The organism is Paraburkholderia strydomiana, assembly GCF_046030495.1.
GTDB lineage: Bacteria > Pseudomonadota > Gammaproteobacteria > Burkholderiales > Burkholderiaceae > Paraburkholderia > Paraburkholderia strydomiana_A.
The window spans coordinates 265,330-278,035 of the sequence record NZ_JAQQCJ010000006.1 but is presented as its reverse complement, the minus strand read 5'-3'; the positions used below and the strand labels follow the sequence as shown (position 1 = coordinate 278,035).

Here is a 12,706-nt window from a genome sequence, read left to right as displayed (position 1 = left end):
AGAGTCCTGTCGGTTCAACGCGCATTCAGACGAACGCGGGCCCATACGATAGTGAAAAGACTGATCACGGCCGCGAGCATCAGATAGAGCCCGGGCGCGAGATTGTTGCCGGTCGCGGCGATCAGCGCCGCGACGGCGAGCGGCGTGAAGCCGCCGAAGACGGTCGTGCCGATGTTATAGCCGAGCGCCATGCCGGTGGTGCGTGTGCGGGTCGGAAAGAGTTCGGACATCAACGCGGGAATCGGCGCGAAGTAGGTGGCCTTCAGGAGCGCGACCCATACGACGGCGGCGAGCAGCGTCCCCAGCGACGGATGCGCGTTCATGAACATGAACGCCGGATAGACCGTCAGGAAGAACAGCACGCCTGCGCCCAGCATGATGCGGATGCGGCCCACCTTGTCCGACCAGTGGCCGACGATCGGCGTCAACACCATCATGATGCAGCCGGCCAGCAGCGTCGCGATGAAGCCGGACGACGGCGCGAGGCCGAGTTGCCGGGCCGCATACGTCGGCATGTATAACAGCATGTAGTTGGCCGTGGTCGTGAGCACGAGCGAGCCGATCGAGACCAGCACGCGCTCCTTTTGCGTTGCCAGCAATTCGCGCACCGGCGAGGCGGATTTCTCCGCACGTTCGAACTCCGGCGTTTCGTCGATCCGGCGGCGAATGTAGAGCCCGACCGGCCCGATCAGCATGCCGAACAGGAACGGAATACGCCAGCCCCAGTCGTCGAGTTGAGATTGCGTGAGTGCGCCGGTCAGCACCGCGCCGAACGCGGACGCGATCAGTGTGCTCGCGCCCTGGCTGGAGAACTGCCAGCTTGCCATGAAGCCTTTGCGAGCCGGCGCATGCTCGATCAGAAACGCCGTCGAACTGCCGAACTCGCCGCCGGCCGAAAAGCCCTGCAATAGCCGTGAAGCAAAAATGCCGATCGGCGCGAGCAGGCCGATTGCGGCATACGAGGGCATCAGCGCGACCATGCCGGTGCCGAGCGTCATCAACCCGATCGACAGCGTGAGCGACGCCTTGCGGCCTTTGCGGTCGCTGAACGAGCCGAGCGCGAGCGCGCCGATCGGCCGCGCCAGATAAGAGAGCGCGAAGGTGCCGAGCGTGAGCAGCAGCGACACCGTTTTGTCGTGGACCGGAAAGAAGGTCCGCGACAACGTGGTGGCGAAGTAGCCGTACACGATCAGATCGTAGAACTCGAGCGCATTGCCGATCGACGTCGCGAGGATCAGGCGCGATACGCCCGAGCGCGCTTTGGGTTCGGCGATCGTGCCGTCGACTGTGGCGGAATCGATGCTCATGACGGGACTCCCTGGCGGCGTTGCGTGGGAAGCGCGGCTGCGCTGTTGGGGGCATCGGCATCGCGCACGCCGAGGTCCCAGAAGAGGCCCGACATGATGCGCAATCCTTCGCGCACCACCGGAGCGAGCAGATGCTCGTCCGGCGCGTGCTGCGAGCAACCGGGGTACGAGTGCGGCACCCACAGCGTCGGCATGCCGAGCACGTCGGCGAACACGTCGTTGGGCAGCGTGCCGCCGAGGTTCGGCAGCAGTACCGGCTGCTTGCCGGTGGTTTGCTGCAGCGAGCGCAACGCCCACTGTACCCATGGGTTGTCGGGATCGACGCGGGTCGCGGGCACGCCGCGCTCGACATCGATGTCGACCATGCCGAAGCCGTGCTCGTCGAGATGGCGGCGCACGATCTGTTCGAGATTCAGCCAGTCGGTGCCGACTACGAAACGGATCTGCAGGTGCGCGAACGCGTGCGGCGGAATCGCGTTGACCGGCTTCTCCGGATTACCGGTGCGAAACGCGAGCACTTCGAGACTGTTCCAGCCGAACACGCGCTCGGCCGGCGTGAGGCCGGGTTCGCCGTAGTCCGCATCCACAGCGGGCTCGCCCGGATTGCCGCCCACCTGGAGCCCGGCCAGCGCACGGCGCACCGCGTCGGGCATCGGCGGCGGGCGCAGACCTTCGACCATCACCCGGCCGTTGGCGTCGACCATCGACGCGATTGCATTGGCGAGCACCACGCCCGGGTTGCGCAGCAGGCCGCCCCAGTTGCCGGAGTGATGGCCGCCGTCGCGCAGCTTCACGTCGAGCCGGAAGTTCACGAGGCCGCGCGAGCCGAGAAAGACGGTGGGATGCTGTGCGGTCAGACGCGGGCCGTCGGATGCGATCAGCACGTCGGCGGCCAGTTCGTCGCGCAGTTGCGCGCAGAGTTCGTGAAGTCCCGGCGAACCGACTTCCTCGCCGGTTTCGAACAGCAGCTTCAGGTTGAAGCCGAGCTTGCCGTCGCGCGTATCGAGCACCGCTTTCAGGGCGGCCAGGTTGATGCTGTGCTGGCCTTTGTTGTCCGCCGTGCCGCGCCCGTACCAGCGCTCGCCGTCGACGGTGACGCGCCACGGCGCGAGGCCTTCGCGCCACTGCGCGTCGTAGCCGCGCACCACGTCGCCGTGGCCGTACGACAGCACGGTCGGCAGCGCGTCGTCTTCATGCCGGTGGGCGATCAGAAACGGCCCCGCGCCCGCCACCGGATTCTCGGCGATGCGGCAGGTGAAGCCCCATTGCGTCAGCGTCGGCGTGATTTCATCGCTCAGATAGGCGCGCAGGCGCTCGCCGCTGTCGGCTTCCTGGCTCTCCGTGCGGAAAGCGACGCGGCGCTGGAGGTCATCGAGAAAGCGGCCGGAATCGTACTGCTCCGTCGCATGTTGAATAGCCGAGTCACGGGTCAACGTTGTTCTCCGGTGGGGCGCGCCGCGAGCGCGAGCGCTGGATTCGAAGCGATGTCGCGATCTTGGGGTGGACGATATTTGTGGACAATTACAATATTTGGCAGATATCGTTGCCGAAACGGCAAAGCGGAAAAACCATGAGCCAGTTGGACAACACCGCGCTGCGCTACTTTCTCGAAGTGGCGCGCAGCGGTTCGCTGAGCAAGGCGTCGGGGCGTTTGTACGTCGCCGTGTCGGCGCTCAGCAGACAGATCGCAAAGCTGGAGGAGGACGTCGGCACGGCGCTATTCGAGCGGCGGCCGCGCGGCATGGTGTTGAGCGACGCCGGGCGTCTGCTCGCCGAGCACGCGCGGCGTAGCCTGCTCGACGCGGAGCGCGTCACCGAGGAAATTCGTGGACTGAGCAACGGCGGCCGCGCGACGATTCGCATCGCGAGTTCGGAGGGCGTCGCGCCGCATTTTCTGCCGCAGGTTTTCGCGCGTTTTCTGAAGACGCACCCGGCCACGCATTTTCAACTCGAAGTGTCGGCGCCATCGGTGGCGACGCAGCGCGTGCGCGACGGCACTACCGATATCGCGGTGTGTTTCAGCATTGCGCCGGAGCCGGACATCAACGTGGTGTACGCGCAGCGTGCGCCGATTTTCGCGCTGGTGCGGCGTGATCATCCGCTCGCGGCGCGCGACGCCGTTTCGCTAGCGGACCTGCTGCCGTGGCCGCTCGCAATCGACAACCAGGGCGTGACGATCCGTCAGCTATTCGACATTTCGTGCAGCCTGGAAGGCCTCGTGTTCGATCCGGTGTTCGTCAGCAACTATCATGCGGCGCTGCAAAGTTTCGTGCTGCAAACGGATGCCGTCACGGTGACGGGTTTTCTGACCGTGCGCAGCCGGCTGGAAGTGGATGGGCTCGTCGCGATACCGATCAGTAATCCTGAACTGCACCAGCGCTCGCTGCAGATTCAGACGATGGCCGGGCGCGTGCTGCCGCGCGTGGTGCAGGCGTTTGTCGAGCTGTTGACGGGGGCGATCGACAATCCCGCGCTTCTGGATTGAGCAGGTGAGCGCCGTGCGAGCCCGCTTCGTGGGCGACGGCCTATGCCGCAAAAAGAAAAACGCCCCGCAGGGCGTTTTCCAGAAGCTCCGAATCCGCACGGCAGGAACGCATGCGCTCCCCGCCGTCCAGGACCCGCTTAGAACTTGTGACGGATGCCGACGCGGAATGCCAGCTGGTTGTCCGCGCCCGTGCCCGACGTGCTGAAGTAGCTCGTGCTCGAACCGATCTGCGCTTGCAGATCCTGCGTGCCGTTATGGCCCGACGCGATCTGATAGATACCCAGTGCGTACACGTCCGTGCGCTTGGAGAGCGCGTAGTCGGCGCTCAGGTTCACCTGGTTCCAGTGACCCGTGTTCGCGCCGCTCAGATGCATGTACGTGTAGCCGGCGCCTGCCGTGATAGCCGGCGTGAACGCGTACTTCGCGCCTGCTTCGTACGCGGCGAACGTGGTCGATTCACCGGAGATCGGTGCGAGGCGCGTGTTCGTATACAACGCCCACAGCGTCGCTGCGCCGATAGCGTAACGGCCGCCAGCGCCGAAGGTGCGCAGATCCTGGATCTGACCGTTGCCGAGCGTCGGGAACGTCACGTTAGCCAGCGAGGTCGAGAAGGCCGGCGATGCCTGACCCGGGTAACGGATGTCCGTGTACGCGACGCCCAGACCGAACGGGCCGTTGGCGTAGTTCGCGCCGAAGCTGTAAGCGCGCGACGAACCTGCAACCGTTGCAGCGGTCGTGCCCGTAGCAGGCGAGCCGGCGAAGCCGCCAGCCTGGTTCGAGAAGCCGTACATCGCGCCGAACGTCAGGCCCGAGAAGTTCGCGCTGCTGAACTTGACCGAGTTGTTGATACGGCTCGACGTCAACTGGTCGACGTCGTTGATGTGGTAAGCGTAGTTACCCGCGACGGTCAGGCCGCCGGTCGAGTAGTTGCCGCCGAGGTAGTCGGTGGAAAACGAGTACTGGCGACCGAACGTCAGCGAGCCGACGTTGTTCTGCGACAGACCGACGTAAGCCTGACGGCCGAACATCGCGCCGCCCTGGCCGAGCGTGCCGTTGCCGCTGTTAAAGCCGCTTTCCAACACGAACAGCGCCTTCAGGCCGCCCCCGAGATCTTCCGTGCCGCGCAGGCCCCAACGGCTGCCTTGCGCCACGCCGTCGTCGTACTTGAAGAGCTTGTCGCTGCCGGTGGCCGACTTCGAGTTGTTCACATAGCTGATACCTGCGTCGATCAACCCGTACAGTGTGACGCTGCTTTGCGCGTGAGCGGCGGTAGCGAAGACGGCGAGCGTAGCGGCGGTCAATACTTTCTTGTTCAAGACTTTCTCCGGTTAAAAATTAGGCGATCGCGATGCCCGGCTCTTCGGTCAGATCATGCGATGGCCCGAAATTTAAGGGAACGCTGAGTAAGGTATGTGACAGTGCGGTTATTTTTTTTATCTGTCGTGTTGGCGCGACAAAGGCGTGGCTTTGCAAGGTGAAATCGCGCAAGGCAGTGCCTGTATAAGCTTTGCTCGAAGCGCGGATATAAGCGTGTGAAAAACGATTGGTTTTCCAGCGCCGCGACGGCGTGTGACGATGCGGCTTCATTCAGTCTTTTGTTAAATTCACCTCAATCGATTACGGGAAATAGCATGCAACGCCGGACACTCATCCAGAATCTGCTCGCCGTCGCCGCGTTTTCGCTCACGGCAGCGTTCGCTCACGCGGACGACAAACGCATCACGGTCGGCACGATGAGTGGCCCCGATGCGCAGATATGGTCGGTCGTCACCAAGGTGGCGGCGCGCGACGGGTTGAACCTCAAGGTCATCGAGTTCAACGACTACGTGCAGCCGAACGCGGCGCTCGACGCGGGCGATCTCGACGCCAATGGTTTTCAGCATCAGCCGTTTCTCGACAGTCAGATCAGGCAGCGCGGCTATAAGATCGTCAACGTCGGCTTGACCTATGTGTCGCCGATGGGCTTCTATTCGAAGAAATTCAAGTCGCTGAAGGATTTGCCGGAAGGCGCGAAGGTCGGTATTCAGAACGATCCGTCCAACGGCAACCGCGCACTGCTGCTGTTGCAGAAGTACGGCGCGATCAGGCTCAAGCCGGGCGTCGGCACGAACGGCGTGAACGCGACGCCGCTCGACGTGGTCGAGAATCCGAAGAAGCTCAAGCTGGTCGAACTCGACGCCGCGCAATTGCCGCGCGCGCTCGACGATCTGGATGCGGCGTCGATCAATACCGACTACGCGGTCAAAGCCGGCCTGCAGCCGACCAAAGACGCGATCGCCATCGAGGACATCAAAGGTCCGTACGCGAATCTCATCGCGGTGCGCGTGCAGGATCGCAATCAGCCGTGGGTGAAGAAGCTGGTCGCGGCGTACGAGTCCGACGAGGTGCGCAAGTACATCGACACGCAGTTCAAAGGCGCGATCATTCCGGCTTTCTGAGCGGCACCTGACACGGTGCGTTAACGCAGATCGCCCGCTATTTCAGCGGGCGATCTGCTTTGTTGCCTGGCGTTCGGACAGAGACCGAAAGGCGCAGCCACTAGTGGCGAGCGGCTAGCGGCTAGTGCAACACCGGCCGCGTCGCAATGACGCTCAATTGCTCAACAGCGAACCGCTGCGGAATGCCTTCGAGCCGGCAATCCGCGCGAATTCCAGCCCGGCCGTCGCAAAACGTGTGCTGTGCCGCGCGTACAGCACGCCGGCCACGCTGCTCTTCACCGTGACCACGCGGTCCGTCAGCGGGTCGACGATATCCGCGATTTCATGGCCGACGTCCACCCACGTGCCGACTTCGCAGCGATACACCAGCACGCCGCTTTGCGGCGCGACGAGCGGCTCGGCGCCCGCCAGCGGCGTGGCGGCGAATTCGAGCGGCGGCAGCGGAGCGGCCTTGCCGTCGATCACGCCACGCGAGGTCAGGTATTCGATGATCGCCTGCGCGTCTTTTTCAGCGTACTCGTACGACACCTCGCGCTGACCGCGCAGTTCGACGGTGACCGAGATCGAGCCGTTCGGAATCGGGAAGCGCTCGCCGTAACGGCCGCGCAGATCCGACCAGCAGAAGCTGTGGATTTCGTCGAACGGGTTGCCCACCGAGTTGAGCGCGAGCAGCGACGCCTTCGCGTCGAGATAGCACGCGAGCGGCTCGACTTCCGCCCACAGGTCCGGGTTCGTGTACAGGTGCATCGCGGCTTCCCAGTCGCAATGCAGATCGAGCACCACGTCCGCGTCGTACGAGAGCTTTTGCAGCGCGAGACGTTGCGACGCGAGTTCGGTGGTCGGCTCCTGCGCGTCGAGTGCTTCGCGCATCGCCGCACGGATCGCCGTGCGGTTCGCGTCGATGTCGTCGGTCAGACGCGACTCGATGACCGGCTGCACCAGCGCCGACAGATCATGGAAATTGCGGTTGAAGTTCTGCGCGGTGTTGGTTTCGAAACGTCCGGTCAGGTGGCCGAGAAAGTGCTGGTTCAGACCGATCGGATTGGCCACCGGCACGACCACGACTTCGCCGCGCAGCTTGCCGGCGGCGTCGAGCGCGGCCAGCTTGCGGCGCAGTTCCCAGGACACCAGCATGCCGGGCAATTCGTCGGCGTGCAGCGAGGACTGGATGTAAATCTTCTGCCCGCCGCCGGGACCGTAGTGGAAACTCGTCAGGTTGCGGGCGGTGCCGAGCGTGGGCGCAATCAGCGGATGGGTTTGGGTTTGCATGGTTTCCGAAAGCCGCGGCCCAATTGGGCGCGCTGCGCTATGTCGTTGATTACAGTATGAAAGCGTGATTCGTGGCGGGGCCAGGGCGGGCCGCTTTGCGGCGCCGCGACCGCACGATCTTAGCCGATATGACGCGTGATGTGGTTTTATGCGGCGGCGCAAACGAAAAGGGCTCCGCTGTGCGGAGCCCTTTTCTGCCAGCCGGCCAGCGCGTCATCGGACGCGCGTGGCGGACTCAGCTGCTGATTTAGCCGCCGTACACGTCGAAGTCGAAATACTTCTTCTCGAGCTTCTTGTACGTACCGTCCTTGATGATGTCGGCGATCGCCTTGTCGACCTTCACCTTCAGATCGGTGTCTTCCTTGCGCATGCCGATGCCCGCGCCGTTGCCGAGGATCTTCGCGTCCACGAGGTCCTTGCCGACGAAGTCGAAGCCCGCGCCGCGCGGCGTCTTCAGGAAGCCGATTTCAGCCTGCACCGCGTCTTGCAATGCTGCATCCAGACGGCCCGAAAGCAGGTCGGCATAGACCTGATCCTGGTTCTGATACGGCACGACCTTCGCGCCCTTCGGTTCCCAGTACGTCTTCGCGTAGGTTTCCTGGATCGTGCCCTGTTCGACGCCGATCGACTTGCCCTTGAGCGACTCGGCCGTCGGCAGGATGCCCGAACCCTTCTTCGCGACCAGACGCGTCGGCGTGTTGAACAGCTTCGACGAGAACGCGACCTGTTCGGCGCGTTGCGGCGTCATCGACATCGACGACAGCACGCCGTCGAACTTCTTCGCCTTCAGCGCGGGAATCATGCCGTCGAAGTCGTTTTCGACCCACACGCACTTGGCATCCAGGCGCTTGCAGATTTCATTGCCGAGGTCGATATCGAAGCCAACGAGCTTGCCATCCGAGCCCTTGGACTCGAACGGGGGGTAGCTGGCATCAACGCCAAAACGGATCGTGGACCAATCTTTAGCGTGTGCGCCAATCGAGACGGTGGCAAGCAGAGCAACCGTCAAAGCCGCTAGCAGTTTTTTCACTATTTAACTCCTCGGTGTAGTTCGAATGCTCCCGCGTGCGGTTGTAGCGCTGCGGGACACCCGTCGTGACTTACGGCGGGCTTGGGGTGAAGCTGCCGGCCGGGGCGGTCAGCAGCGCGCGCCAAGCTTATCAGTTCAAAAAGATTGGGTAGTCAGTAAAACACCGGATGGCGCGAGAGGATAGCTTCTAAAGCGTGAATGTGGTGGGGATAGGGTGCGCGTGCGGGATTGCTGTGGGTGTGATTTGGGGTTTTCCCCCGGTTGGGTTGCTATGTAATGACGTAGTAATGAAGTTGGCTAATTGAAGTTGGCTAATTATAGGTCCGGCTGGCGCTGCTAGTGCGGGCCGTACCGTAATCGTCGCCGCTCCCGTCATCCCGCCTGCAAACCCAATCCCTCCACGTCTTTCCTCATGCGTCCCCTGGTCCCGCCCCGATCGTGCCGCACCACAGTTCACCCTTGCCCCTCATTTCAGTTTCCCGCGCGCTCATGCCCGCGCAGGCGCCGTGCGCATCCGGCGTGTCGCGCTGCATGCGCGCCAGCGCCGCGCGGGTCATTTCGCTTTGCAGCCAGCCGCCGAAGCAGGCTATCGATCCGGCCACGACGGCCACGCCCATCCACTCGGTTTTTCTCACGCGCATCGTCTGTTTCTGTTCGGCTCATCGGCTACCCGGCCGGCGCCCGCGCGGCGACCGCACATCGCCGGCAACCGCCGGCGGCGGATTGGGACAAGTCATCGTTATCGGCATCGGTACTGCGCTTCTTTAGATGTGGCACCGCCGGCGTTATCCGATGCGCCGTATTGGCGAATTCAGACGAGGCTATTTACCACGACGCATGACGAATTATTGCCGTCATCGCCCGAATCTTTAAATCGTTGGGTGCCGTGTTAAAGATTGCGGACTGAATTGTCGTTAAACGTTAATAAGCGGATTGTCCGCCTTGCCTCTGATACGCTCTTTTTCGAAACCGGACCCGTTCAGCGGCAAAAAAATATTGCTTTGGCGCTATCATCGGTGCTCCCTGCGTTTATCGTCGATAGCGGCGCGGCAGGCGTATCTGTCTGGAGAAAGTCACCGAGCACGGGTCGCGGATGAAATGCCGCGCGGTTTTACGCTCGTCCAACGGCCTTCTGCTAAACGGTGTTGTATATGCATATGATGTTAATGGCGGGCGAAATGCGCTGTTTTAAACAGTTCTTTCAACGGCGAATTGCAGCCGCTTCTGCCTTGGCACGCGCGCATTTACTGCATCGTGGCGTTTTGCGCGGCGCGTTGGCGGTTGTGTTCGGCGTGGTGTGCGGTGCGGGCTTCTTGCTGCCCGCACCCGCTCACGCCGCGGAGAAAGTGCTGCGCGTGCTCGCATGGCCCGGTTATGCCGACGCCGACGTCGTGAAGGCGTTCGAGCAGCGCTACGAGGCGAAGGTCGAAGTCACGCTGGTCGACTCCGACGAGGCGCTGTGGGCCCAGATGCACGCAAAAAACGCCCCGCCTTTCGACGTGCTCGCCGCCAATACCGCCGAAATCCGCCGCTATACGCAGGCGAATCTGCTGGCGTCGCTCGATCTGGCGAGCCTGCCGAACACAAAAAAACAGTTGCCGCGTTTTCAGGCAGTGGGCTCGATTGAAGGACTGACCTCGGCGGGCAAGGTCTACGCGATCCCGTTCACGTATTCGTCGATGGGACTCATCTACGACCGCAAGCAGGTTCCGGTCGCGCCGCATTCGATGCGCGAGTTATGGAATCCGCAGTACCGCGGCAAGGTGCTCGATTTCAACAGCGCCCAGCACAACTTCTCGTTCACGGCGCTGGCGCTCGGCTATCCGCATCCGTTTCAGCTCGACGCCGCGCAAATGCGCACGATCGCCCATAAGCTCGTCGATCTGCGCCGCAATCTGTTGACCTATTACACGCTGCCCGAAGAAGCGACCGCGTTCTTCATCCGCCACAATGTTGCGTTGATGTTCGGCAATTACGGCACGCAACAGGTCGAATTGCTGCGCCGCGCGGGCGCGGACGTCGGCTACGTGATTCCCGACGAGGGCGTGCTCGCGTGGCTCGATTGCTGGTCGATGACGCGCGCGGCGAGCGACCGGCCGCTCGCGCTCGCGTGGATCAACTACATGCTCGAACCGGACGTGAGCGCGCTGCTCACGCAACGCCAGGGCCTGGCCAACACGCTGACGGCGCCCGTGGAAAACAGCGGCACCGGGCACATTGTCTGGATCGGCCCGGTGGAAGACATTCAACGGCGCGAGGAGCTGTGGACCCGCATCGTGTCCGGCGACCGGTCGGAGCGGTTCTGATGCTGCGGCCCGGCTTGACCTCCAAGCTATCGGTGCTCCTTGCGTGCATCGGCGTGCTCGCGTCCGGTGCGACCGGCTATTACGCGTATCACGCGAATCGCACGATGCTGGTCAACGAAGCCGAGCGCAGCCTGCTGACGTCGACGGAACTGCTGGGGCAGCGCTTTGCCGCGTCGATCGACGATGTCGGCGCCGACGCGCTGGTGCTCGCGACCATGCCATCCTCGGCGAGCGTCGCGCAAAGCGACGACGGCCTCGGCGCGAATGCCGGACGCGAGCGGCTCGCGCAGGTGTATTCAAGCTTCATGGTGCATCACCAGGAGTACCTGCAAATCCGGCTGATCACGCGGCAGCATTACGGTCTGGAACTGATCCGCTTCGATCGCGACGCGGACGGCCTCGTGCGTGTGGAAGGCAGCAAGCTGCAGGAAAAAGGCCAGTTCGCGTACGTGTTCGAGACGCTGACGTTTGCACCTGGGCGCATCTACACGTCGCCGATTTCGGTGAATCACGAGTACGGCACGCATGGCGCCGAGGGCAAGCCGACGCTGCGGCTCGGCACGCCGATCGCGGACGCGAATGGCAACGTGGTCGGCGTGGTCGTGATCGACATCGATCTGGCCGGTATGCTCAGGCGCTTGCAGAGCGATTTGCCGAGCGACTATCAGGTCTATCTCGCCAACGAGTGGGGCGACTTCCTGGTTCATCCCGATGCGTCGAAAACGTTCGGCTTCGATCGCGGGCGGCGCGTGCTGATGCAGGACAGCTTCCCGGTGACGCGGCCGCTCTTCGAGCAGGCGCACAACGAAGTGCTGGTGAACGGCCTTGCACGGCCGAGGCAGGCGGCAGGCCAGGTGCTTGCGTTCGTGCGCAGGCCGTTTGGCGGTTCCGAGGGCAACCGCTTCATGGTGCTGGGCCTTGCCAAGCCGCTCGACGACGTGTTGTCGGGCGCGCATCTGCTCGGCAATCAGATCATCCGCATGGTGCTGATCTTCAGCGGCCTCGCGGTGCTGCTGGCGATTCTGTTCGCGCGCGCCGTGACCAAGCCTCTGCAACTGCTCGCGCACGCGGCGACGCACCTGTTCGCCGAACACGCGATGAACACGCTGCCGCTCAAACGCACCGACGAGATCGGCGTGCTGGCGCGCTGCTTCGATCGTCTGCGCCGCGAGATCAAGGCGCAAATGGATGCGCTGCACGCTAAGCAGCGCGAGCTCGTGCATCTCGCCACGCACGACGTGCTGACCGGATTGCCGAATCGCATGCTGTTCATGCAGAAGCTCGAAAGCGCGATCCAAGAGGCGAAGCTGCACGACGCGGGGCTTGCTGTGCTATTCGTCGATCTCGACCGTTTCAAGCAGATCAACGACCAGTTCGGCCACTCGGTCGGCGACAAGGTGCTCGTTGCCGTCGCGCGGCGCCTGAAGCAGGTACTCTGTGCCGCGGACGTGGTGGCGCGGCTCGGTGGCGACGAGTTCATCGTGCTGATCGAAGGGCCGCGTGTCGCCCAGGCCGCGCCCGGCATCGCCGCGCGCATGATGAGCGCGCTGAACGAAACGCTGCTGATGGACGGGCACAGCATGACGGTGGGCGCGAGCATCGGCATCAGCCAGTTTCCGGACGACAGCGGCACCGCCGAGGAACTGCTGCTCAACGCCGACGCGGCGATGTACGCGGCCAAATCCGGCGGACGGTGCGCGTATCTGCGCTATCAGGATGTGCTCGAAGCACGCCGGCGCGAACAGGCCGAGGAGGTCGAGCGGACCGCGCTCGCGCGAGCGCGGGCTAGCGAAGGCGCGACCGAAGGGCGCGAGTCCGAGCCGACCGCTTGAGGCGGCTGACAAGCGTGATGCCCGGAAGCGCCTGCCGGT

At 63.5% G+C, this 12,706-nt stretch carries 11 protein-coding genes; 4 read left to right on the top strand and 7 right to left on the bottom strand.

Annotated elements, in window-relative coordinates; translation table 11 throughout:
- Nucleotides 1–14 precede the first annotated feature (14 nt).
- Together PQQ53_RS11180 and PQQ53_RS11175 are read right to left on the bottom strand one after the other, a co-directional pair.
- Nucleotides 15–1,307 carry an MFS transporter gene (locus PQQ53_RS11180; RefSeq protein ID WP_408142849.1) on the bottom strand — a complete coding sequence of 431 codons (1,293 nt, stop codon included), beginning with the start codon at nt 1,305–1,307 and terminating at the stop codon, nt 15–17.
- The gene (locus PQQ53_RS11175; RefSeq protein WP_408142847.1) at nt 1,304–2,740 is read right to left on the bottom strand and encodes a M20 family metallopeptidase; all 1,437 of its coding nucleotides are present in this window, start codon (nt 2,738–2,740) and stop codon (nt 1,304–1,306) included. The genes PQQ53_RS11180 and PQQ53_RS11175 overlap by 4 nt, the downstream gene beginning before the upstream one ends.
- A 146-nt stretch (nt 2,741–2,886) precedes the next feature.
- Between PQQ53_RS11175 and PQQ53_RS11170 the strand changes: the two genes are divergently transcribed.
- Nucleotides 2,887–3,792: a LysR family transcriptional regulator gene (locus PQQ53_RS11170; RefSeq protein ID WP_408324121.1), complete on the top strand. Its 906-nt coding sequence runs from the start codon at nt 2,887–2,889 to the stop codon at nt 3,790–3,792.
- A gap of 137 nt (nt 3,793–3,929) precedes the next feature.
- Here the strand turns inward: PQQ53_RS11170 and PQQ53_RS11165 are convergent, their stop codons facing one another.
- Together PQQ53_RS11165 and PQQ53_RS11160 are read right to left on the bottom strand one after the other, a co-directional pair.
- Entirely contained in the window at nt 3,930–5,108 is a 1,179-nt protein-coding gene (locus tag PQQ53_RS11165; protein WP_408142845.1) for a porin, read from the bottom strand.
- Nucleotides 5,109–5,127: 19 nt separating this feature from the next.
- On the bottom strand, nt 5,128–5,379 hold the full coding sequence (locus PQQ53_RS11160) for a hypothetical protein (RefSeq protein WP_408142843.1): 252 nt from the start codon (nt 5,377–5,379) through the stop codon (nt 5,128–5,130).
- A 44-nt stretch (nt 5,380–5,423) separates the two neighbouring features.
- Here PQQ53_RS11160 and PQQ53_RS11155 point away from each other — a divergent pair, with 44 nt between their 5' ends.
- Nucleotides 5,424–6,230, top strand: a complete 807-nt coding sequence (locus PQQ53_RS11155) for a MetQ/NlpA family ABC transporter substrate-binding protein (protein ID WP_408142841.1) — start codon at nt 5,424–5,426, stop codon at nt 6,228–6,230.
- Between the two features lie 153 nt (nt 6,231–6,383).
- Here the strand turns inward: PQQ53_RS11155 and PQQ53_RS11150 are convergent, their stop codons facing one another.
- The 3 genes from PQQ53_RS11150 to PQQ53_RS11140 all read right to left on the bottom strand — a co-directional run bounded on the left by PQQ53_RS11150 (nt 6,384) and on the right by PQQ53_RS11140 (nt 9,170).
- The gene (locus PQQ53_RS11150) at nt 6,384–7,499 is read right to left on the bottom strand and encodes a succinylglutamate desuccinylase/aspartoacylase family protein (protein WP_408142839.1); all 1,116 of its coding nucleotides are present in this window, start codon (nt 7,497–7,499) and stop codon (nt 6,384–6,386) included.
- Nucleotides 7,500–7,746: 247 nt separating this feature from the next.
- A complete protein-coding gene (locus PQQ53_RS11145; protein ID WP_408142837.1) occupies nt 7,747–8,529 on the bottom strand; it encodes an ABC transporter substrate-binding protein in 783 nt (260 codons plus the stop codon).
- A gap of 410 nt (nt 8,530–8,939) precedes the next feature.
- Complete coding sequence (locus PQQ53_RS11140; protein WP_408153175.1) at nt 8,940–9,170, bottom strand: hypothetical protein; 231 nt, start codon at nt 9,168–9,170, stop codon at nt 8,940–8,942.
- Between the two features lie 510 nt (nt 9,171–9,680).
- Here PQQ53_RS11140 and PQQ53_RS11135 point away from each other — a divergent pair.
- Both PQQ53_RS11135 and PQQ53_RS11130 read left to right on the top strand, forming a co-directional pair.
- Nucleotides 9,681–10,835 (top strand): extracellular solute-binding protein, encoded by a 1,155-nt coding sequence (locus PQQ53_RS11135; RefSeq protein ID WP_408324103.1) that lies wholly within the window; start codon nt 9,681–9,683, stop codon nt 10,833–10,835.
- Complete coding sequence (locus PQQ53_RS11130) at nt 10,835–12,667, top strand: diguanylate cyclase domain-containing protein (protein WP_408324102.1); 1,833 nt, start codon at nt 10,835–10,837, stop codon at nt 12,665–12,667. The genes PQQ53_RS11135 and PQQ53_RS11130 overlap by 1 nt, the downstream gene beginning before the upstream one ends.
- Nucleotides 12,668–12,706 lie beyond the last annotated feature (39 nt).

Coding starts and splice junctions, on each gene's coding strand:
- PQQ53_RS11180 (WP_408142849.1), bottom strand. CDS start 1,307: ATGAGCATCGATTCCGCCACAGTCGACGGCACGATCGCCGAACCCAAA.
- PQQ53_RS11160 (WP_408142843.1), bottom strand. CDS start 5,379: ATGAAGCCGCATCGTCACACGCCGTCGCGGCGCTGGAAAACCAATCGT.
- PQQ53_RS11155 (WP_408142841.1), top strand. CDS start 5,424: ATGCAACGCCGGACACTCATCCAGAATCTGCTCGCCGTCGCCGCGTTT.
- PQQ53_RS11150 (WP_408142839.1), bottom strand. CDS start 7,499: ATGCAAACCCAAACCCATCCGCTGATTGCGCCCACGCTCGGCACCGCC.
- PQQ53_RS11140 (WP_408153175.1), bottom strand. CDS start 9,170: ATGCGCGTGAGAAAAACCGAGTGGATGGGCGTGGCCGTCGTGGCCGGA.
- PQQ53_RS11135 (WP_408324103.1), top strand. CDS start 9,681: ATGCATATGATGTTAATGGCGGGCGAAATGCGCTGTTTTAAACAGTTC.
- PQQ53_RS11130 (WP_408324102.1), top strand. CDS start 10,835: ATGCTGCGGCCCGGCTTGACCTCCAAGCTATCGGTGCTCCTTGCGTGC.